The following is a 22,976-nucleotide window of genomic DNA, read 5'->3' as shown; positions in this document are numbered from 1 at the left end:
TTCCCACTTTTGTTCAAGCCAAAGGAGGAGACAAAAACGCAACAAGACATTCACTGTAAACGGCTTACGACGAACTGTCAACGACCGAAAGGCAGCCTGTGCCCTGTAACTAGGCACGATTCTTCCGAGTTTTCCGGGCAGTGCTAGCAGGTTGAGCGGGCCAGCCCCAGAAAAGTTGTTGACAACAATACATAGAATGTCTATGTATATGCCTAGCCAGTCGATGTATGGAGCCCTGCGATGGATCCCAAACTTATCTCCGGCACGCTCGAGACGATGATGCTCGAAGTCCTCTCTAGCGCGCCGAGTTACGGCTACGAGATTGTGCAGTCGGTGCTGGCGCGCTCGGCGGGGCGCCTGGCGCTCAAGGAAGGAAGCCTTTACCCGGCGTTGCACAAACTGGAGCGTGAAAAGCTGCTCGAATCTTATTGGACCGAGTGCGACGGACGGCGGCGAAAGTACTACAAGTTGACCGCGACGGGCCGGGCACTCTTGGAAACGCGCCGTCAGGAATGGCAATCGTTCGCCGCGGGCGTCAACGGCGTGCTGGGGCTGGAGCGCGGCGCCGCGCCGGCAATTTCGTAAGCTGCGCTGTGTGGAGGGAAAAACTTTCCCTCCCTGTCAGGGAGGGACTAAGGGAGGGTCGAACCGTTCGGTGCTTTCGATGCGATTTTCGAATCCAATGTTGCGGAACGTTTCACCCCTCACCCAACCTCTCCCCCTCTCCCCTGAGGGGAGAGGAGTTTTTGGAACCATTTGATTCGTGGTGTCGATGATTCCGCCCGATGACATTTCGGTTCATCTGCCGGCGCCGCGCGACGACGAGCCGCGTGCGCTGCGGAGCGACATCGCCGACGAGTTAGCGGATCATCTGGCGTGTTCGGTGGCGCGCGAACGATTGCGCGACGAGCAGCATCGGGGCCGGAGCGAAGAGGAACTATTGGGTGAGGCGCTCGACCGGTTTGGCGATCCGCGAGAGGTCGCCCGGCGGCTGTGGTGGGACGCGATGAAGGAGAAGATCATGACGCAGCGAGTCATCCTGGGCGTGACGCTGGTGGCAGCCGCGGCCGCGATCGGCGCGGTGGCGTTGCTCGCGCAACTGATGGCGAACAATCGCGAGGACCAGAAGCAAATGCTCGGCGCGCAGCGCGAATGGATGCAAGCGATGCTGGCCGAAGTGCGCAAGCCGCGGGAATCGCAGGGCGGTGACGGACGGTTCAGCGATTGGCAGCCGCTACGGGTCAAGTTGGTCGACGAAGAGGGGAATCCGGTAGAAGGCGGTGCGAGTTGCACGGGGAGACCGTTTGGAAAAGACGACGCAATCGAGCAGCAGGTCCAAACGGATGCGACCGGGCTCGCCGATTTCGGCCGCTTGCCGGCGGGTCCTTATACGGTCACTTGCTACGTCAAAGCGACAAGCGAATCGGGAGGACGAACTGATATTCTTTTAGGACCCGGGCGTCCGAGCGAAACGACGATACGCTGCCCGACCAAATACGACACGTCCGTTCCCGCGACCTTTACAATAACTGCTCCCGGAGACATCAGTCCGGATCGGCTTTATTTTGTGGCGCAACTGCGGCGACTTGGCAGGAATGTGGACGGCATCTTTTGGCAGTACGTCGGCGAGCCGAAAGCGGTTGCCGTGTTACTCGATGCGAAAGGCACGGTCCTGGGAGAATTCCCCATCGACTTTATCAACGGAACGGGCCGCCGCGGCGGCCTCCTGCGCGCTGGTAGCATGCCACGCGTTTTCGGTGAATTTATCAGTGAAATACCGTCGATGATTCCGTTATCACGGGCCCAGAACATTATCCCTTCGCTGTACGATGTCGCATTTGCCGCTTACGGCGCGGAAGTGCTCCCTGACAATGCAAACAATCGGCCGACATTGCACGTGCTCACCGCGGCACCAAGGGTTGAACGCAACATCGATCGTGAAAGCGTCGTGGTGGACGAGTCTACTTCACACGGCAATGCCTTTTGGGCGGATGTCCGCCAAAGCTTCACCCGCCTAGAAATGATCAAGCAGTCTCGCAGGGACGCGGCGGTTTCTGAAGGCGATTCGTCACATGGCATCCGGCTCGGCGCCACAGGGCACGAAGATGCTTCCCCGACCAGTTCCACTACCGCGCCGGTGCATGACGCCGAGGAGCCTGGGCCGACCGGCATACGCGGTGCAGCCCTTCGCGCGGACGACTTGGTAGATAACGTCGCGGAGTCGAATGCGCTCGCGACCGCACCACCGGCTCCAGCAGTGCCCCCCGCGAGTGCGCTACCGCCGCGAACTACAACGCTGACCGTACCGGTGCGGATCAACATTGAAACGCCCGATCATCTCAAGAACGAGCCTCTCTGGTATCTCGTCCACTTTGCCCCGCATGAGGACCTAGCCCCCGAGCAAGTGCCGGCGCACCAAAGCCAATTGCTGCTCGTCGACGCCAAGGGCGAGGTCCAAGGCGAGTTACCGCAGCGAGGGCCGGGCTGGGAAAATTTCTTGCCAGTGCAATCCGCCTCCGGCGCAACAATCAGGTTTCCGGCCAAGCTGCCGCAGCGAGTGCCGGTGCTACCTCACAAGGGGTTCAGCCTCGGCGACTACGACGCCATCGCGGTTCCGTATCTTGCGGCGAGAAAAGAGACCGTTGCCGGGGCTCGCCCGACCCTCGACGCCCTCAATGGCTTCGACGTGTTCTTGGCGCGACTGCAGATCGGCGCCAAAGAGGGCGGCACGCTGACAATCGGCGCCGATCAGACCGAGTTTTGGGATGGCATTGATGAAGTCATGCGTGAATGGGTACAAGAGGAAGCCGCCGAGTCGCAGAAAAAATCTGGAGTTAACCAAGCCTCGCCGGCTGAGAATCCAGGTCAAAACTGACCTGTCTCTACTTCCCTCCCCTTCAGGGAGGGATCGAGGGAGGGTCTGAACGCTCCGCAGCGAACACGGATTGCCTCTACCTCGAATGCACTGATCGTTTCACCCCTCACCTCACCTCTCCCGAAGGGCCCGAAGGGAGAGGAATTGAACTGGACCTACGCGAAGAGTAGTTGGGCGAAGACACCTACCCGCCCCACTGCCACGCCGCCTGATAGTTCAGACCCAGATTGAGGATTCGCGACAGGAGCGCCTCGTAAGAGATACCGGCCTTTTCGGCGCTTTCGGCGAAATCTTCGCCGTATTCCAGGTTCGGGTTAGGGTTCGCCTCGAGCACGTACACCTGCCCGTCGGGCGTCAGGCGCAGATCCATGCGGGCGTAGCCGCTCAGGCTGAGCGTGCGGTAGACGCGCTTGCAGACCTTGGCGATCTGCGCGTCGACGGCCGGGTCGAGTTTTTCGGCCGGACCGGTTTCGATGCCATGCTTCTTCTGGTAGTCGTGGTCCCACTTCACTTTTTCGGTGGCGATCCGCATCGTGTCGTCGGGCATGTTGCGGAAGAACATTTCCCAGGTGGGAAATGTTTCCAGCCGCTGATTGCCGAGTACGCCGACATAGAGCTCGCGCCCTTCGATGAATTCTTCGGCGATGGCGTCGGTCATGGTCTGGGCGTGAATGAACTCCACGCGCTCGGTCAGCTTCTCGTCGTTATGGACGACCGAAGCCTGGGCAATGCCGACCGAACCCTCTTCGCTGATCGATTTCACCAGCAGCGGAAACTTCAGCCGCTTGGGCCGCTTGACCTTCTTCTCTCGCGGGAAGACCGCGAAGTCGGGCACGCGAATGCGGTGATACGACAAGATCTCTTTCGTCAGCGCCTTGTCGTGCGCCAGCAGCAGTCCGCGCGGATTGCAGCCGGTGTAGGGCTTGCGCATCAGCTCCAAGTAGCCGACGACGTGCTGGTCGTAGACCGCCACGCCGTGAAATTCTTCGAGCAGGTTGAACATGATGTCGGGCTGCCATTCGAGAATGGCGTCGCGCAACACGCCCAAGTCGCTGCTGAGGCCCAGCGGCCGCACTTCGTGGCCGATGTTCTGCAGGCCGGCCGAGACGTCGTATTCGCTCTTGAACGGCGCGACTTCCTTGACGCTGAGGCCGGCGATGCTGTCGGGCGGCACCAGGTCTTCGTGCATGAGCACCAGGACGCGTAATGGTTTCATAACGCCAACCGGTGGTGACCTGCGTGAAGGTAATTCATCGTGTGGACGGTCAGCACGACCAGCGCGTCGCGCTTGGTGGCTCCCTCCGAGCGGTGCATGCGCAGCTTCAGCTCGCGGCAGCGGCTGATCATCTCTTGCAGCACCTGGTCAATCGTATATTGATGCGCGCCGGTCCAATGCGCGACAAGCTCACGCAGGTCGGGACGCATGCGGCGCAACACCGCCGAGGCCGCAGGGCCCTCGGTATTATCCTTCGAATCGGAAAATAGCCGCCGCAAATCGCGGTCGTAAACCGCGGCGTGCTCGGTGCTGTAGCGGGCCCGCTTTTCCTCGTAATGTTCGCGCAACGTCTTCTTTAGCTGATCGAGCGCGTCGACGCGCAGCCGCGAGCGGACCAGCGGCGCCTGCGGCGCAATCTGGCTCATCAGTTCGTCGACGTAGCGGAGCTTTTCCAGCGCCGGCCAATCGGCATACTGGCGGCGCCAGCGCGAGCGCGGCCGCAACCACACGGCAAAGGTCTCGGCGAAATCTTCCGAAGGATGGCTCTGTGCGTACCAGCTATCCAGGTGCAATACATAGCGCTTGCTATACGGCTTCGGAGAATAGAATTCGGGATACGGCTGCGTGGCGCTGCCGAACAATTCGCGCCAGCGACGGCGGCGATGCAATCGATAGGCATTGTCGATGGCGTGCCCTACTTCGTGCCGCATGATCCGCAGGCACCACTGCCGGGTGCCCCCCTCGACGGCCAGCATCTGCCGCTGCTCGAGCTTCGTCAGACGCGGATGGGCGAGATAAAACGGCATCGCCACGCCAGCCACGCCGTCGGGCGAGAACCATTCCTCCGAAAGCCAGAACGCGGGGCGGAAGCGCAGGCCCCGGCGGGCCAGCTCTTCATTGATGCGTGCCACGCGCGATTCGAGGATCGAGCCTTCGATCCGCACGCCCAGGTCGCACATCCGCCACTCAAGCAGCTCGCGATCGGAGAGATGTGCCCAGCGCGGTTCCCGCGCGCGCCGTCGCGGTTCGCTCAAGACGGCGGCGATATGGCGGGAACGGGATCGCACGGCGAACTGACAACTCCAGAGTTGATCGCGGCGCGGTCGGTTCGCCGCTTGCGGTCCGCCGCCTGTCGGAAATCCTCGCCCAGCGAGGCGACATGACTAGTCTAACTTACGTCCTCGAGGGCTGAAGGGCGGGAAGCCTCGGATCCGGAAGGCGGTCCCTGAAAAGCGGGCTCGAATCTCGGCACCCAGCAAAACGCCGGACTTTACGCGGCGTGGGAGAGGAAATACCAGACCGCGCAAAATGCCAGAAATTCGGCACTGGTGAAGCAGGCAACCATGCGGGCGGTGAGCCGTCTTGACCCGACGGCGTAGACGAAGAAGGCAAGCGGCAGCCACAGGGAACTCGAAAATACCGCGTAGTAAGCCAATTCGATCCCGTACGTCACGATCAGCGTGTGGCGTTCGATCGTCCGGACCGTCGCCACGCAGAATCCAAGCGAAACAGCGACAAATGCGGTGCCCAGCAACAGCGTCCTTGTGCCGAATTTCATGGCTTTCTCAAGCTCTTCCGAGATGCGCGGCTGGTCCTGGAAGGACTAGCAGGCGCGTGTTATCATCGAGGGATTTTATAGCCCAGCCGGATCGGTGCCGAGCCTTGTCAGACGAGCGGTGCCCCGCCGCGCGCCGGTTGTGAGGCCCCCCGGACGGAACAGGGCCCGGGCTCATACGGCCGCGCGGGCAGTAGTCCTGCTGGAGGGCGTGGCGGCGCTGAACGGACTCAAGCAACAGAAGGAAATCCCAGACGTGCCTCGGCGTAACGACCTGCACAAGATCTTGCTGATTGGTTCCGGCCCGATCGTCATCGGCCAGGCGTGCGAATTCGACTACTCCGGCACGCAGGCGTGCAAAGCGCTGCGCGAGGAGGGGTACGAGGTCGTGTTGGTGAATTCGAACCCGGCCACGATCATGACCGATCCGGGCACGGCCGACCGCACGTACATCGAGCCGTTGACCTGGGAGATGGTGGCCAAGGTGATCGAAGCGGAACGGCCCGACGCGATATTGCCGACCCTGGGCGGGCAGACCGGTCTGAACATCGGAATGGATCTGCACCGGCACGGCGTGCTCGAACAATTCGGTGTGGAGATGATCGGCGCCAAGCCGGACGTGATCGACAAGGCGGAAAACCGCCGCCGCTTTGCCGAAGCTATGAAGAAAATCGGGCTCTCCGTATGCCGCGGTGAGACGGTACACAACCTGGAAGAAGCCCGGCGCGTGCAGCAGGAGGTCGGGCTGCCGTGCATCGTGCGCCCCAGCTTCACGATGGGGGGAAGCGGCTCGTCGATCGCTTACAACAAGGAGGATTTCGACAACCTGGTCAGCTACGGGCTGGAGCTGTCGCCGATCCACGAGGTGCTGGTCGAAGAGTCGATCGTCGGCTGGAAAGAATACGAAATGGAGGTGATGCGCGACGTTGACGACAACGTCGTGATCATCTGCTCGATCGAGAACTTCGACCCGATGGGGGTCCACACGGGCGATTCGATCACCGTGGCTCCCGCGCAGACGCTTTCGGACAAGGAATACCAGCGGATGCGCGACGCGTCGCTGGCCGTGATTCGCGAGATCGGCGTCGAGACCGGCGGCTCGAACATCCAGTTCGCTATCGACCCGCGGACCGGGCGGATGATCGTCATCGAAATGAACCCGCGCGTCAGCCGTTCGAGCGCCCTGGCGAGCAAGGCAACGGGATTCCCCATCGCGAAGATCGCGGCCAAGCTGGCCATTGGCTATCGGTTGCACGAACTGCCGAACGACATCACGCGCGAGACGATGGCCTGCTTTGAGCCGAGCATCGACTACGTCGTGACGAAGGTGCCGCGGTTCGCCTTCGAGAAATTCCCCGAGGCTAGCAGCACGCTCACTACGCAGATGAAGAGCGTGGGCGAAACGATGGCCATCGGCCGTACCTTCAAGGAATCGTTCCAGAAGGCGCTGCGCGGGCTGGAAGTCGGCGCCTTCGGTTTCGGCTGCGATAACAAAGACCTGTGGGGCACGCCGCAGCAGCCAGCGCCCGACGAGATTCGCGCCAAGCTCTCGATCCCGAATCCCGATCGCGTGTGGTATTTGCGCTACGCTATCAAGAGCGGCATGTCGCTCGACGACATTTATCAACTGACGAATATCGATCCCTGGTTTCTGGACAATCTGTTCGAGATCGTCGAGCTGGAAGAAACGTTGCGAGCTATTCCGTCGCTCGATGAAGTGGATGACGCGCTGTTGCGCCGCGCGAAGCGATCCGGCTTTTCCGATCGGCAGCTCAGCTATATCTTCGGCACGAGCGAAGGAGACGTGCGGGCCGAGCGAAAGCGGCGCGGCATCGTGGCCACGTTCAAGTCGGTCGACACTTGCGCCGCCGAGTTCGAAGCCTACACGCCCTACTACTATTCGACCTACGAAGACGAAGACGAAACGCCCGCCAAACGCCGCGGCACCAGGCGGATCATGGTCCTGGGGGGCGGACCGAATCGCATCGGACAGGGAATCGAGTTCGACTACTGCTGCTGCCATGCCAGTTTCGCGCTGCGGGAGCTGGGCATCGAGTCGATCATGGTCAACTCGAACCCCGAAACCGTAAGCACCGACTACGACACGAGCGATTTGCTGTTCTTCGAGCCGCTGACGACCGAGGACGTACTCAATATTTGCGACCGCGTGCAGCCCGACGGAGTGATCGTGCAGTTTGGCGGCCAGACGCCGCTGAACCTGGCGCGGGCCCTGGCCACGTGCGGTGTACCGATCATCGGTACCAGCGTCGACACGATCGAAGACGCCGAAGACCGCGAAAAGTTCCAGCGGCTGCTCAATCGGCTCGACCTCCGGCAGCCGGCCAACGCCATCGCCCGCACGATGGACGAGGCACGCGTGGAAATCGCCAAGGTCCAGTATCCGGCGCTTGTCCGGCCAAGCTTCGTGCTGGGGGGCCGGGCGATGGAAATCTGCTACGACCCGCTGCAATTCGAGCGCTACGTGGCCGAGGCGTTTCTGGTCGCGCAAGGTCAGCCGGTGCTGATCGACCGCTTCCTGGAGGACGCGATCGAGGTCGACGTCGACGCGATCTCGGATGGTCACCAGACCATCGTCGCCGGCATCATGGAACACATTGAAGAGGCGGGCGTGCATTCCGGTGACTCGGCCTGTGCGCTGCCGGCCTATAGCCTGCCGGGCCCGGTGCTGGCCGAGATTCGCGAAGCCACGCATCGGCTCGCAAAGCAATTGCAGGTCAAAGGATTGATGAACATCCAGTTTGCCGTGAAGAAAGAAGACGAGAAGCTCAACGTCTACGTGCTGGAAGTCAACCCGCGCGCCAGCCGCACGGTGCCGTTCGTGTCGAAGGCCACGGGCATGCCGCTGGCCAAGGTGGCCGCCAAAATCATGGCCGGCGTCTCGTTGGCCGAGCAAGGTTACGACTGCGACCCGATTCCGAGTCACGTCTCGGTAAAGGAAAGCGTGTTTCCGTTCATCAAGTTCTCAGGCGTGGATATCGTGCTGGGGCCCGAGATGCGCTCGACCGGCGAAGTGATGGGCATCAGCGATCGATTCTCGATTGCCTTCGCCAAGAGCCAACTTGCCGCCGGCGTCGTGCTGCCAAGCACGGGCACGATCTTCCTGAGCCTGACCATGCGCACCAAGCGCCACGTCCGCCCGATCGGCGAGAAGTTGACCTCACTGGGCTTCAACATCGTGGCGACCGCGGGCACCGCGCGGACGCTGGAAGAGGCGGGCATCCCGGTGAAGATCGTCAAGAAATTGCAGGAGGGGCATCCGAACCTGCTCGATTACCTGATCGACGGCCAGATCCAGTTGATCATCAACACGCCCAGCGGCAAGGGCGCACGCACCGACGAAGGACGCATCCGCGCGGCGGCCGTGGCGCACGGCGTGCCGTGCATCACCACCATTCCCGCGGCCGAAGCGGCGCTGCGGGCCATGGAAGCGCTGCGCGATGAAGAGCTCACCGTGCAGGCCTTGCAGGACCGCTTTCCGGCGGTGGCCAAGGAAGTGTGAGCCTCGACGGGTGTTCGACGTGTTCCATTTCCGCCGAAGCGACGAGACGATTTGCCACGCGCCCCTCGCGCGCGTAGTCAGCAGTGCGCGCAGCGCTGACAGCAAAGAAAAACCTCGCCCGGGTTTGACCTTGCGCATGCCAGCATCTGCTGGACGGAAAGCGGTAAAAACCGGCCGGAAATGCGTACCAAATCGCCCTTGACCCTTGCGGCCGATTTCCATATCCTCCCCGCCTCATGAACGTCACCGGACGGAGCACATCGGCCGGACGCACAGCGAAACAACGAATCCACGTGGGAGGGCTCGCATCTGGAGAATGATGCTTCTCTGCGAGCCAACGAAGCGAATCTCGCCGGCAAGGACGCTGGCAGACGCTTCGCTTATACGAAGGTGGGCAAGCTGACGCCGCACGTCAGACAAACGGTTCAAGAGAGTTCTGCCTGCTGCTTGTCGCCTCTGGCGGCGGCGCGGGCGCAAGACAAGGAAGTCGTGGCAGGCTGATCTGACCCATCAGCCTTTGGACTCACACCAAATTACGAGGTTCGCCGCACGCGGCGAAGCAACGTCCAATCGCTCCCGGAAAAGGATGGCGTCCTTTGCCCCCCTGGGACCCATTCTTTCCGGGGGTTTTTTTGCGCGCAGGGCGAAATCCGGTTACAATGCGGTGTATGCACAGCGAGCTCTCACCGTTGACCGAGGAATACCTGGCGAAAGTCGTCGCCGAGGGGATATTCCCTTCCAAGCAGGCCGCACTCGAAGCGGCGGTCGCCGCGCTACGCGAGAAGACGGAGCATTCAATCCCGGTGCCTGCTGAGCACCTGGCCGCCGTCGAGGAAGGAATTCGCTCGGCAGATGCTGGACGTACGCGCGAAATTTCTGACGCCGACTGGCAGCGTTTGCGCGATTCAGTGCGCGAGCGAGCAATATCGCAACGCGATAAGCGATGATGCCCAGCGCCGTTTCACTCCGGAGGCAGAGCGTGACCTGAGCGGCATCGCGGACCATATCGCCGTGGATGACCCATCTGCCGCGATGACCTGGTTGGACGACATGCGTGCCGTCTGCCATTTACTGGCCGGAAGCCCGGAGCTAGGGCAACGCTGCTCGACGCCCCGACTTGGACCGGTGCGACGACACGTTAAAGGTAATTATGTCGTCTACTATCGGCCTACTACAAACGGCGTGGAGGTCGTTCGCATTGTGCACGGAGCGCGCGAAAGACATTGATCCGGCCACTCCGTTTAGGCTGCACTAGGCCCTGCCCAGCCTTCTTCAGAATCTGCGTCGTTCCGCGGACGCATTCTTCCTTCTCCAAGAATCGCGCCTACGACAGAATTTGTTCGGCTTCGACGAAGTGTTCGATGCCGTCGGCCTTCGCGATGACGATCACGCCCCCTTCGCTCACGGTGAAGCCCCGGGCCCGATCGTGCTCGTGGTCGTAGCCGATCTCGACGCCCGGCGGGATGTGTACGCCCTTATCGATGATCGCCCGGCGTACCTTAGCGTGCCGGCCGATATCGACCCCTTCGAAAAGGATCGAATCCTCGACCCGGGCAAAGCTGTTGATACGACAGTTCGTGCCGATGATCGAACGCATAACGCTGCCGCCTGAGACGATCGAGCCAGCGCAGATGATGGTATCCAGGGCCTGGCCGCGGCGGGCATCCTCGCCATCCCCGGCAAAGACGAACTTCGGCGGCGGCAAGTTCGGCAGATAGGTGCGGATCGGCCAGCGCTGATCGTACATGTTCAGTTCAGGGTTGACCTGCACGAGGTCCATGTTGGCTTCGAAATAGGCGTCCAGCGTGCCCACGTCGCGCCAATAGGAGTCGCGTTTGCGGTTCTCGTCGCGGAACGGGAACGACCAGACGCGGTGCGTCTGCACCAGACCGGGCAGAATATCCTTGCCGAAATCGTGCGAGCTGTGATTGCGCGTGGCGTCCATGCACAACTGCTCGAACAAGAAACGCGCCGTGAAGACGTAAATGCCCATCGACGCCAGGATGTGCTGCTCGTCGCCCGGAATCGTCTTGGGAACGGCCGGCTTCTCCTGAAAGCCAACGATGCGGCCGTCGGCCTCGGTCTGCATGACGCCGAAGTGGCGCGATTCGCTGGCCGCGACGCGGAGCGCGGCCACGGTGACGTCGGCCTTGCGCTGTTTGTGGGCGTTGACCAGTTGCAGGTAATCCATCTTATAGATGTGATCGCCCGCCAGGATCACTACGTACTCAGGCCGCTCTTTTTCGAGCGTGTAGATGTTCTGGTAAACAGCGTCGGCGGTTCCCTGGTACCAGTTTTCGTCGATACGCTGCTGCGGTGGCACGACGTCGATGAATTCGCCCAGCTCGCGGCACAGATAATTGCGCCAGCCGAGGTTGATATGCCGGTCGAGGCTCATCGCCTTGTATTGCGTGAGCACGAGAATTTTTCGCAGGCCGCTATTGAGGCAGTTCGACAGCGTGAAATCGATGATGCGATAGGCGCCGCCAAAGGGGACAGCGGGTTTTGCGCGATCGCGCGTAAGTGGTTCGAGCCGAGAACCCTTACCCCCCGCCAGGACGACTGCCAAAACGCTCTCCATCGCTTGCGTCTCCGTAAGGACCTGACTGTCGAGGACTGCTGGCCCGGAACGGGCATCTTACCGATTTCGCCCAACCGGCTGAAGAGGCGCCCCTGCTCTCGTCGCGACCGAGCGCAGCTTCCGCATCGGCACAAGTTGCCGTCCAGGACCAGCCGCTCGCCCCACTTGTTATCGGGCGGCCAGCACGGCGGCGTCCACCCATTGGCGCTGCCAGAGTTCGAAAACCAAGAGCGACCACAGCCGGAACCCGTGATCGAAGGTGTCGGCCAGATGATCGTTGACGAGCCGGCGAACTGCGTCGGGCCGGAAGTAACCACGCGACAATGTGGCGGGATCGAGAAGCACGTCTTGCGTGAACTCGCGCAGCTCGTGGCGGAACCAATGCGAAAGTGGCACCCCGAAGCCCATCTTCCCCCGCGTCAGGAGCGACTTGGGCAGTAGCGGGCCAAACGTATCGAGCAGGATCCGTTTGCCGCCCATGCCGCGCAGTTTCAGTCGCGCTGGCATCCCCACGGCCAGCTCGACAACGTGAGAATCAAGAAACGGCGCCCGGCACTCCAGACCATGTGCCATCGAGGCAATATCGACCTTGGTCATCAGGTCGCACGGCAAATACGTCACCAGGTCAGCAAGGCTGGCCGTGGTGACCGCATCGCGCCCCGCGCTGCGCGCGAAAGCGGCGGCCAGAAACGCGATGGGATCTTCGTCCGGCAACGCATCAACAAATGCGTCGCTGTACAACGAGGCGCGCTGCGGCTCGTTGAAAATCGACATCCAATCGAAATAGCGCCGCAGCGGCGACTCGGCCAACACGCCCGCAAAGCGCTTGAAGCGGCGCAGCGGCGAACGCTGTCGACCGCCGCTCGGTAAGCGCTGCCAGAGGTCGTTGGCCACGATTTTCTTCATTGCGCCTGGCAGCCGGTCAAAGACGTTCGCCAGGGCGACCGCTTTATAGCGCGTGTAGCCGGCGAACAACTCGTCGCCACCGTCGCCCGAGAGGGCCACGGTGACGTGCCGCCGCGTCATTTGCGAGACGTAATACGTGGGGATCGCCGAGCTGTCGCCAAACGGCTCGTCGTAGTGCCAGATGAGTTTCGGCAGGATGTTCACGCTGTCCGGCTCGACCCGCTCTTCGTGATGGTCGGTTCCCAAGTGCCGGGCTACTTCGCGGGCGTAGCTTGTTTCGTCGTATTCGGCGATTGGAAAGCCGATCGAGAAGGTCTTCACCGGTTCATGCGTCAATTGTTGCGCAAGCGCGACGACAATCGACGAATCGATACCGCCGGATAGAAACGCCCCCAGCGGCACTTCGCTTTGCAGGCGCTTTTCCACGGCGCGGGTCATCAGTTCGCGCAGCTCGGCCTGATAGTCGGCCGTAGAACGATTCACTTCGCGCGAAAAATCCGGCTTCCAATAGCAGCCGACCTGCAGCCCGCCGTCGCGATACACGGCGTAGTGCGCCGGCGGCAACTTGTGGATGCCGTGAAAGATCGTCCGCGGGTGGGGCACATATTGATAGGCCAGGAACTCATCGACGGCGGCGGGATCGATAGCGCGCGGCACGTCGGCCACTTGCAGCAGGCTCTTCAGCTCGCTGGCAAAGAGCAGGCGACCCGGCTCGTGCCGATATACGAGTGGCTTCTTGCCCAACCGGTCGCGGGCAAGCACCAATTGCCGCTGACGACCGTCCCAGATTGCCAGGGCGAACATTCCTTCGGTGTGTTCAAGAAAGCCGATCCCCTCGTCTTCGTAAAGATGCACGAGGGTTTCAGTATCGCTGGAGGTACGGAAGTGATGTCCTGCCCCGTCGAGCCGGCGTCGCAAATCGCGGAAGTTGTAGATCTCACCGTTGAAAACGATCCACACCGTGCCGTCTTCATTGGAAAGGGGCTGATGGCCGCCGGCAACGTCGATGATCGACAGCCGGCGATGGCCGAGCCCGACACCGATCGATGATTCGCCGGCGCCGGGAAGCGCCACGCACGTCTCATAAAAACCTTGATCATCGGGGCCGCGGTGGCGCAGCACGTCGGTCATCGCCACGAGCGTTTCGCGCTCGATGCGTTTCGCGGCGTCTGTCCAGACGGCTCCGGTGATTCCACACATGACGTTTTGTTCAGATGGCGTCGGAACGCAGCATGATTCTTGATTTTAGCCTAATCGAGGCGGGGAGGCCGTCATGGATGCTTTGGTCGTGCCCCACCTAAGCGAGTTCGGCCCGCGCGTTATAACCGGTCCGCCAAGGCTCGCGGCCCCGAGCGACCAGCCACGGTTTTGCTTGTGGGCCCGGGCCCTCGGGAGAATAATTGATGAAATGGCAGCTTGCTCCGATTCGAGCACCATTAACAAGCGCGCATGCGGCGAGGTTCCGTTGAAAGAGAGCTGCGATATTTACGCAGAACTGCTCGGACTGCCTGCCGGTCCGCGCCCGCCCGACTATTACGCTCTGCTCGGGCTGCGGCGGAATGAGGGGGACATTGCCCGCATTCATCGGGCGGCACGCCGCCAGATTGCCCGACTTTCGAATCTGCTGGGCAGCGACCAGGCAGAAGCCGCGCAACAACTGATGGCCGACATCGCCACGGCCCGGGCCGTACTCACGACCCCCGCGGCGCGCGAGCGATACGATGCCCGATTGCGCGAACAGCCTGATTTCGTGCCACAGGAGGCAACTATCGCGTCATCGAATGCCGACGGGCTACTCCCCCCGTCGGTCACCGATCGCGCGGTTGTGCAAACGCCGGTGGGTGCTGCGCCAGATATATCGGCTCCCAGCGAGTCGGTCCTTGGGCGGAACGAGGCCGATGCGTCCGCGATGCCCCGCTGGGCCAACCCGGTCGAAGCGCCTCCGCTGCCGCCCGACAGTCCGGTGGCGGCGCCGACGGCTGCCAAGGCGCGATTAATCGCGGGTCCGGGCGCGGCGTTTCAAGCGGCGCAGCCTGTGCATCTGGATGAGGTGCCGTCGTTACCGCCGGCGGCCCACGAGCCGCTTCCTGAAGCCTGGCATCCGAGCGTAGACAGTAACATGCCAGGATCCTTCACGAAGCCAGGCGTGCGTCGCGCGGCGCCGATCACCCGGCGCAATAGCCGGGCCCGCGAGCGCTCGCAAATGGCGATGATCCTGGTGCTCTTATGTGTGTTCGGCGCGTGTGGGCTGGCTGGCGGGATGGTGCTGGTATGGCGCGAGCGCCAGCGATCGGTCGCAGCGGCGGAAAGCATGCCGGCCGCGCTCGACGAAAAATCGGCAAAGCCGAGCGCACCCGCCGCACCGAAGAGTAGCAAGCCGCGCGTCCAAGGGCGGCCGACCAATGATCCGACGGGCATCTTGTCGGACCGAAAGCTGGTGCCGACTGGCAAACGTTCTGCCACCGAACGCGAAGGCACATTGGGCGAGGAGTCGTCGCAAACCACTCTGCGCGATGCTGAGAAATCGATGCCGGAAATTCCCGCCATGCCGAAACGCGAGCCGGCGATGCCTGCCGGTGCGGTGGAAATGCCTGCACGCCCGGCGGCGGACGAATCGGCCCAGGCGGCCAAAGTACGTCAAACGCTGGAGAAAGCCCGCAATGCCCTGGCACGTGGCGAACTGGAGAACGTCGACCAACTGCTAAATCTGGCCATGGCCGACGCGGCTACGGATCGCTTGCGCGGCGACGTGGAGGGCGTGCGAACGCTGCGCAGCTGCGTCGGCAGCTTTAACAACGCTGTGCGCGAAAGCCTCAAGACGGTCACCAGCAACACGGAATTGGAATACGGTGGCGACGTCGTGATTGTCGTCGAAGTGAGCCGCGACCGGGATCGGCTGGTCGCCCGCATCAAGGGACAGAACCGCGACTTCCGCGTGGAGCAATTGCCGGCCGATCTGGCCGCGGCGCTCGCCGAACGCTGGCTCGCCAAGGACGACGTCAACTCTCGGGCTTTCATCGGCGCCTATCTGACGACCACGGCCCGGAATGAATACGTCGAACGCGGCCGCGCGATGTTGCGCGAGGCTCAGGCCGCCGGCTCCGACGTGGCGAAGGCCGCGCTCGAGGCGCTTGCGCGGTAGGCCCTTTCCATCGTTCAGACTGTTTCTCTGCCGCTACTCTGCCGCACGTTTGCCCCGCGACCCCAAAAAGGAGCGATGGCCTCACTCTGGTCTGCCGGAGTATAACAATGGTAGACACCTCGACGGTTCGCTACCACGATCACCGGGCAATCACGCCCCCCCCAAGAAGACGCCCATGTCGACCGCCAAGCGCAATCCCGGAGAAGTCACGGGCAAACATCCGGGTGATTCCGCGCAGTCGAACCCGCCGTCGGGCACAGGCAACGCCGCGAAACGGCCGCCCGGCCAAGGCCCATCACCTACGGCCGAGCGGCATGAGCCAGCCGCGTCGCCGGCGTACGAATCGCATCGCGGGCGAACCGCGGGCATTATCTTTTTGATTGTTCTGCTCGCCGCCGCGGCGGCCGGCGCCTATGCCTGGCGCCATTTCCAACTCGAGCGCCAGAACGAGCGAGAGCTCGTCCTGCAGGGTAATATCGACGTCCGGCAAGTAAACCTGTCATTCAAGGTCGAAGGACGAATCGCTTCGCTGGCCGTCGACGAAGGCGACGAGGTCAAAGCTGGCCAGGTGATCGCCACGCTTGACAAGCAATACTTCGACGACGATTTGCGACTGGCTCGCGCCCGGCGCGACAACGCTAAGGCGACGCTCGCACGGCTTGAGCACGGTTCGCGCCCTGAGGAGATCGCCTCGGCCAAGGCGCAAGTCGCCGAGCAGCGGGCTACGGTCACGCGCAGCGAGCAGGATTTCGAGCGGGCCGAACGCCTGGTGGGACAAGGGGCCGTCAGCCGCGAGACGTTCGACTCGGCGCGTTCGGCCTTGGACGAAGCCCGGGCCCGGCTCAGGGCCGCCGAGGAATCGGAACGGATGGCCGTCATCGGCCCGCGACAAGAAGATATCGACGCCGCTCGCGCACAGTTGGCCGCCGAAGACGCATCCGTAACCCAGTCGGAGCGGCGCCAAACGGATAGCGAGTTGATCGCCCCCAGCGATGGCGTGATTCTCACTCGCGCACGTGAAAAAGGCGCCATCGTCAATGCCGGCGAAACGGTTTTTACGCTGACATTGGCCTCGCCCGTCTGGGTGCGCACGTACGTCAACGAGCAGGATCTGGGGCGCATCCATCCGAACATGGCCGCCACGGTCACCACCGACTCGCATCCCGACAAGAAATACCCGGGTCGGATCGGCTTTATCTCGCCGGTCGCCGAGTTTACGCCGAAGACGGTGGAGACGCGCGAGCTGCGCACGAACCTCGTTTATCGCTTGCGCGTACTGGTCGACAATCCCGATAATGGCCTGCGGCAGGGCATGCCGGTCACGGTCACACTCGACCTGACTTCGCAGGAATGAGTGATGGCCGGTGAACCTTTGGCCGTGGTCGAGGAAGTTACCAAGCGCTTTAGCGCCGAGGGGCCACCGGCCATCGATCGTCTCGACCTGCGCGTCGAAGCAGGACAGGTCACGGGGCTCGTCGGTCCTGACGGCGCCGGCAAGACCACGCTGTTGCGGCTGATGGCCGGGCTGCTTGTCCCCACAGACGGGCGCATTCTGGTCCAGGGGCACGATACGGCGCGCGACATCGTGCCGGTGCGCCGTGTGCTCAGTTACATGCCGCAGCGCTTCGGTCTGTACGAAGATCTTACCGTGCTCGAAAATCTCGATCTCTACGCCGATTTGCGCGGCGTGATCGGCACCGAGCGTCGGGAGGCGTTCGATCGTCTTCTGTCGTTCACTGCGCTTCGGCCGTTTGCGGGTCGGCTGGCCGGCAAGCTCTCGGGCGGCATGAAACAAAAGCTGGGGCTCGCCTGCTCACTGATTCACGCACCGCAGGTGCTGCTGCTCGACGAGCCGAGCGTCGGCGTCGACCCGATCTCGCGCCGTGAGCTGTGGCAAATGGTCTACGACCTGGTCGACACCGGTATCGGCGTCGTGTGGAGCACAGCTTACTTGGACGAAGCCGAACGGTGCGCTACGGTCCTCTTGCTGAATGAAGGGAAAGCCATCTACGCCGGGCCACCCAAGGAATTGACGGATCGCGCCAGCGGCCGCACGTTTTTGATCCAGGGGCTCGGCGACCGTCGCCGACAGGTCCTGGCCCAAGTGCTTAAGGAGCCCGACGTCGTCGACGGCGTGATCCAAGGGAGCAGTGTCCGCCTGGTGATGAGGGACGACGGCGAGGCGCCGGATCTGACGGCGCTCGGCGTACCAAAAGACGCCGTCGTGGCCACACCGCCGCGCTTCGAAGATGCCTTCGTGGGTTTGCTCGGCGGCGGACCGAAGGGAGACGTCGCGCCGGTCGTCGATAAGCCCGCCGGCACTGCCTCGAACGACGTCGTGGTCGAGGCCAACGGGCTTACGAAGCGCTTCGGCGATTTCACGGCCGCCGATCACATCACGTTTCGCATCAACCGCGGCGAAATCTTCGGCCTGCTCGGCCCCAACGGCGCCGGCAAATCGACGACCTTTAAAATGATGTGCGGATTGCTGCGCCCCACGGCAGGAACAGCCCGCGTGGCCGGCTTCGATCTTTATCGCGCCGGCGGTCGCGCACGGCGCCGGCTCGGCTACATGGCGCAGAAGTTTTCACTTTACGGCGACTTGAGCGTCCGGCAAAACCTGCATTTCTTCGCCGGAGTGTATGGGCTGGCGGGCGCGCGGCGTGAGGCGGCTACGGAGCGCGTGGTCAAGGCGTTCAAGCTCGGCGGCTATCTGGAAACGAATGCCGGCGAATTGCCGCTCGGTTTCAAACAGCGACTGGCGCTCGCGTGCGCACTGATGCACGAGCCGGCTGTGTTGTTTCTCGATGAGCCCACTTCGGGCGTCGATCCTCTCACGCGCCGCGAATTCTGGGGACATATCAACGCCATGGTCGACCGTGGCGTCACGGTGATGGTTACCACACATTTCCTGGACGAGGCCGAGTATTGCGATCGCATCGGCCTGGTCTATCAAGGGCACGTCATTGCTGAGGGTTCGCCTGACCGACTAAAAGAATCGGTGCGTCGGCCCGATCGGGAGGAGCCGTCGCTGGAAGACGCCTTTATCGACCTCGTCGAATCGTACGACCAGCGTAGGGAGGCGTCATGAGCGCCACGGTCACCGGCCCTGCGGCCTGGCTCCGCCGCGTCGCGGCGCTCGTGCGCAAGGAGATGCTGCAAATCCGCCGCGATCCCAGCAGTTACTTGATCGCGGGATTGTTGCCGCTGTTGTTGCTATTCATTTTCGGTTACGGCATCACGCTCGATCTGCGCCGCGTGCCGGTGGCGGTGGTTATCGAGCAAGCGACGCCGGATACGTCGAGCCTGCTGGCCTCGTTTCACAATTCCCCTTATTTCAATGTGATTGCGGCGCATGACCGCCGACAGGTCGAAGACGAGCTTGTCGCCGGTCGGCTAAAAGGCGTAATCGTGCTGGCGGCCGATTTTACCGAGCGCGTGGGGCGCGGCGAATCGGCGCCCGTGCAGGTGCTGGTCGACGGTAGTGATCCCAACACGGCCGGCCTGGTGCTGAATTACGTCGAAGGCGTGTGGAGCAACTGGCTGGTGCAAGAGACCTACGCCCGCAGCGGAATGGTGTCGGGCCGGGCGCTGCCGGGCCTGGTGACGATCCAACCGCGTTACTGGTTCAACCCCGACATTCGCAGCCAGAACTTTCTCATCCCGGGCTCGATCGCCATCATCATGACGTTGATCGGCACGCTGCTGACGGCGCTTGTCGTGGCGCGCGAATGGGAGCGCGGCACCATCGAGGCGCTGATGTCCACGCCCGTGGGCCGCGCCGAGTTTCTCATCGGCAAGCTGCTCCCGTACTTTCTATTGGGCATGGGGGCGATGGGTCTGTCGGTGACGGCGGCCGTATACGTGTTCAGCGTGCCGTTCCGCGGCTCGATTTTGGCCCTGGTGATTGTCGCGACGGCGTTTCTCTCGGCCATGCTGCCATTGGGATTGTTGATTTCGACGTTGACGCGCAACCAGTTCGCCGCAAGCCAGGCCGCGCTCATCGCGGGATTCTTGCCCGCCTTCGAATTGTCGGGCTTTATCTTCGAGATCGACGCCATGCCGTGGCCGATACGATGGTCGACGTACCTGCTGCCACCTCGGTATTTCGTGGCCAGTCTGCAGACAATGTTTCTGGCCGGCGATGTGATGTCGGTACTGGTGCCCAACACGCTCGCCCTGCTGGCGATGGGAGGCGTGTTGCTCATACTGCTGTTGCGCTCCACCCGGATGCGACTGGAGTAGCCGTATGTGGCAGCGCATCCGTTCATTGATCGTCAAGGAATTTCTCGCCGTATGGCGCGATCCGAAGAGCCGCATGATCCTGATCGTGCCGCCGCTGGTCGAACTGCTGGTCTTTTCGTTCGCGGCCACTCAGGAAGTGAAGGATGTACGAATCGCGGTTCTCAATCGCGACCAGGGGACCAGCTCGCGCGATTTAGTCGCGCTCTTTACCGGCTCGCCGAATTTCTCCGAGGTGGATTTCCTTACCGACGAGAGCCAGATCGCGCCGGCGATCGATTCGCGCAGCGCGCTCGTGGTCCTGTATATTCAGCCCGACTTCTCGCGCGAGGTGGCGTCGGGCCGACCGGCGCAGATTCAGTTGTTGCTCGACGGCCGTCGTTCGAACGCGGCGCAGATCGTCGAGGGTTATGCCAACGCCATCGTGACCGGCTTCAATCAGCAACTGCTCACCGCCAGCCAGGCGGCGCCTCCCTCGACGGTCGTTGTCGGCCGTTTGTGGTTCAATCCCAATCAGACCGTCACCTGGAACACGGTTCCCAGCCTGGTGGCCATTCTGACCACGCTCATGGGCTTGCTGGTCACGGCGCTGTCGGTGGCGCGAGAGCGCGAATTGGGCACCTTCGAGCAACTGCTCGTGTCGCCGCTCGGACCACTCGAGATCATTATCGGCAAGACCGTGCCGGCCCTGATCTTGGGGATCGCGCAGGCGACGGGCATGATCGCGGTCGGGGTCACGCTGTTTCGCGTTCCCTTCGAAGGATCTCTGTTGCTGTTGTACGGTAGCATGGTCGTTTACCTGTTTGCCGTGATCGGCGTGGGGTTGTTCGTTTCCAGCCTGGCCAAGACGCAGCAGCAGGCCATCCTGGGGGCGTTTGTGTTCATGGTCCCAGCGATGTGTCTATCGGGTTTTGCCAGCCCGATCGAGAACATGCCCGACTGGCTGCAATACGCCACGCTGGCCAATCCGATCCGGTATTACATCGTGATCGTAAAGGGGATTTTTCTGAAAAACGCCCCACTCTCGGTCGTGGTGGCCAACCTGTGGCCAATGGCCGTGATCGCGGGGATCACGTTATCGAGCGCGGCGTGGTTATTCCGCCATCGCATGGAGTAATCGGCCGGGGTGTCTGCTCCGAACACGTAGGACGGGCGGGTTTCTTTTCTACCGGCTGCTTGCCGAATCGCTCCGCCTCGGGAAAATACAGGCGCGTTGCAGGATCGATGGTAAGGCGACGTACATCGGCGGATTGGCCATTGGCCTGTGCTCGAGGAGCGCCGGCCTGTGCATCAGGAGTGAACGATGGCAGCACAAGAATCCAAGGCTTCGCTCCCCGCCGGCGGCGCGGCCGAATCGGCCGTGCAAGGCCATCCGGCCGACGGGGCTCAGGCAGGAGGGCATCCACCGGACGGGCATGCTGCCACGGCGACGCACGTGCCAAGCGCGGCGAAGCCCGCCAAATCGCGCCGTGGTTTGTGGATGGCGCTGGGGGTGGTGGCCACGATTGCCGCGTGCTATTTCCTGGTTCCGATCACGATCCGCGCGATGACGACCGTCTCGACCGACGACGCGTACGTCAACGGCCACGTAACGTCGGTCGCCGCCCGCGTTCCCGGCCAGGTCATCGAAGTGTTGGTCGACGACAACTATCGCGTCCGCAAAGGGGACGTGCTGGTGAAGCTCGATCGCGAGCCGTACGAGATTCAACTTTCTCTTCAGCAAGCCACGTTGGAAACGGCACAGGCCGATCTCGTGGCCGCGCAAGATCGAGTTCGCGGTATCGTGGCGCAGGCTCGCAGTTCTCGCTTCCGCCTGGAGCACGCCATGGAAGACGTGCGCAACCAACAGGCCCTGCTGCAATCGAACGTCGCGCAATTGAAAGCCGAGGAGGCCAATCTGGCGCTGGCCGAGCGGGACTTCGCTCGCGGCGAATCGCTGATCGGTACCGGCGCCATCAGCAAGCAACAATTCGATCAGTACAAGGCGGCCTACGACGTCGCCAAAAACCGCGTGGCCAGCGCCGAACAGGCCGCGCAGCAGACGCGTGCCAGCCTGGGCCTACAGGCGAACAATCAGAATCCTCTGCAGATGCCCGAGAATCTTGATCAGACGTTCTCCACGGTGCGGCAGGCGTTGGCCGACGTCCTAGTGAGCGCTGCACCGCTTGGCATCGTGCCTACGTCGTACGACCTCTCTCCTAAGCAACTGATCGAAGAGTTTTACAAGCGCGATCCCGAAGGAAACCTCGATCGTATCTATGCGAAGCTTATTGCCGACGCGGCACCAATCAAACAGGCCACGGCCAAAGTGCACCAGGCCGAAGCCGACGTGGCTCAGGCCAAGCTCAATCTGCGCTATTGCGACGTGCTGGCCGAGATCGACGGTGTCGTCACCCGCCGCAACGTCAATCCGGGCAATAACGTGCAGGCGGGCCAGGCCCTGATGGCCATTCGCTCGCTGACGGAAATATGGGTCGACGCCAATTTCAAGGAAACCCAGCTCGCGCGGCTGCGCATCGGACAGCCGGTCGACATCAAGGTCGACATGTACGGCAGCCAGCACCATTTCCGAGGGCGCATTTCCGGTTTCACGATGGGCACCGGCTCGACCCTGGCCCTGCTGCCACCGCAGAACGCGACGGGCAATTTCGTGAAAGTCGTGCAGCGTCTGCCCGTGCGTATCGATCTGGAAGACTACAATCCCGACGAGCACACGCTCTTCGTCGGGCTGTCGGTGGTGCCCTACGTCCATTATCGCGAAGCGCCGACCGGCCCGAACGCGGGGCAGCGATTGCAAGAGGTTATTCCCGAGGCGGCGCGCGAAGCGGCAGCCGCGCAGCAAGCTCCGTCGGCCATGCCATCCGCGCCAAGCAAACCGTCAACGACGACCCAGCCGCAAGCAGCACCGCAATCGCGCCCGGCCCAGTGAAGCCGAGCGG

Annotated in this window: 14 protein-coding genes and 1 pseudogene; 10 read left to right on the top strand and 5 right to left on the bottom strand. The window is 62.4% G+C overall.

The window, feature by feature from the left end; all coding sequences use genetic code 11:
• Window positions 1-240: 240 nt before the first annotated feature.
• The gene (locus VHD36_03820; protein ID HVU86423.1) at window positions 241-585 is read left to right on the top strand and encodes a helix-turn-helix transcriptional regulator; all 345 of its coding nucleotides are present in this window, start codon (window positions 241-243) and stop codon (window positions 583-585) included.
• Between the two features lie 178 nt (window positions 586-763).
• Entirely contained in the window at window positions 764-2,875 is a 2,112-nt protein-coding gene (locus VHD36_03815; protein HVU86422.1) for a carboxypeptidase-like regulatory domain-containing protein, read from the top strand.
• A gap of 184 nt (window positions 2,876-3,059) precedes the next feature.
• Here VHD36_03815 and VHD36_03810 read toward each other — a convergent pair whose 3' ends face one another.
• From VHD36_03810 to VHD36_03800, 3 genes are all read right to left on the bottom strand, one after another.
• Window positions 3,060-4,091, bottom strand: coding sequence for an ATP-grasp domain-containing protein (locus tag VHD36_03810; GenBank protein HVU86421.1), 1,032 nt, complete (start codon window positions 4,089-4,091; stop codon window positions 3,060-3,062).
• Window positions 4,088-5,158 carry a putative zinc-binding metallopeptidase gene (locus VHD36_03805; GenBank protein HVU86420.1) on the bottom strand — a complete coding sequence of 357 codons (1,071 nt, stop codon included), beginning with the start codon at window positions 5,156-5,158 and terminating at the stop codon, window positions 4,088-4,090. The genes VHD36_03810 and VHD36_03805 overlap by 4 nt, the downstream gene beginning before the upstream one ends.
• Window positions 5,159-5,361: 203 nt before the next feature.
• Window positions 5,362-5,649, bottom strand: coding sequence for a hypothetical protein (locus VHD36_03800; protein ID HVU86419.1), 288 nt, complete (start codon window positions 5,647-5,649; stop codon window positions 5,362-5,364).
• A gap of 253 nt (window positions 5,650-5,902) precedes the next feature.
• Here VHD36_03800 and carB point away from each other — a divergent pair, with 253 nt between their 5' ends.
• Window positions 5,903-9,166 (top strand): carbamoyl-phosphate synthase large subunit, encoded by a 3,264-nt coding sequence (gene carB / locus VHD36_03795; protein ID HVU86418.1) that lies wholly within the window; start codon window positions 5,903-5,905, stop codon window positions 9,164-9,166.
• A gap of 668 nt (window positions 9,167-9,834) precedes the next feature.
• Window positions 9,835-10,113 (top strand): hypothetical protein, encoded by a 279-nt coding sequence (locus tag VHD36_03790; protein HVU86417.1) that lies wholly within the window; start codon window positions 9,835-9,837, stop codon window positions 10,111-10,113.
• Window positions 10,114-10,490: 377 nt separating this feature from the next.
• Here the strand turns inward: VHD36_03790 and glgC are convergent.
• Both glgC and asnB read right to left on the bottom strand, forming a co-directional pair.
• Window positions 10,491-11,753, bottom strand: a pseudogene (glgC, locus tag VHD36_03785) (glucose-1-phosphate adenylyltransferase).
• 162 nt (window positions 11,754-11,915) lie between these two features.
• Window positions 11,916-13,853 (bottom strand): asparagine synthase (glutamine-hydrolyzing), encoded by a 1,938-nt coding sequence (gene asnB / locus VHD36_03780; protein ID HVU86416.1) that lies wholly within the window; start codon window positions 13,851-13,853, stop codon window positions 11,916-11,918.
• A gap of 208 nt (window positions 13,854-14,061) precedes the next feature.
• On the opposite strand from asnB, the gene VHD36_03775 reads away from it, so the two are divergent.
• From VHD36_03775 to VHD36_03750, 6 genes are all read left to right on the top strand, one after another.
• On the top strand, window positions 14,062-15,795 hold the full coding sequence (locus VHD36_03775) for a hypothetical protein (protein HVU86415.1): 1,734 nt from the start codon (window positions 14,062-14,064) through the stop codon (window positions 15,793-15,795).
• Window positions 15,796-15,970: 175 nt separating this feature from the next.
• Complete coding sequence (gene hlyD, locus VHD36_03770) at window positions 15,971-17,149, top strand: secretion protein HlyD (GenBank protein HVU86414.1); 1,179 nt, start codon at window positions 15,971-15,973, stop codon at window positions 17,147-17,149.
• 3 nt (window positions 17,150-17,152) lie between these two features.
• Entirely contained in the window at window positions 17,153-18,886 is a 1,734-nt protein-coding gene (locus tag VHD36_03765) for an ATP-binding cassette domain-containing protein (protein HVU86413.1), read from the top strand.
• Window positions 18,883-20,040: an ABC transporter permease gene (locus VHD36_03760; protein ID HVU86412.1), complete on the top strand. Its 1,158-nt coding sequence runs from the start codon at window positions 18,883-18,885 to the stop codon at window positions 20,038-20,040. The genes VHD36_03765 and VHD36_03760 overlap by 4 nt, the downstream gene beginning before the upstream one ends.
• 4 nt (window positions 20,041-20,044) lie before the next feature.
• Entirely contained in the window at window positions 20,045-21,154 is a 1,110-nt protein-coding gene (locus tag VHD36_03755; protein HVU86411.1) for an ABC transporter permease, read from the top strand.
• Between the two features lie 186 nt (window positions 21,155-21,340).
• Window positions 21,341-22,966, top strand: coding sequence for an HlyD family secretion protein (locus VHD36_03750; GenBank protein ID HVU86410.1), 1,626 nt, complete (start codon window positions 21,341-21,343; stop codon window positions 22,964-22,966).
• Window positions 22,967-22,976 lie beyond the last annotated feature (10 nt).

The organism is Pirellulales bacterium, from assembly GCA_035546535.1.
GTDB lineage: Bacteria > Planctomycetota > Planctomycetia > Pirellulales > JACPPG01 > JACPPG01.
This window is presented reverse-complemented; position numbering and strand designations above follow the sequence as displayed.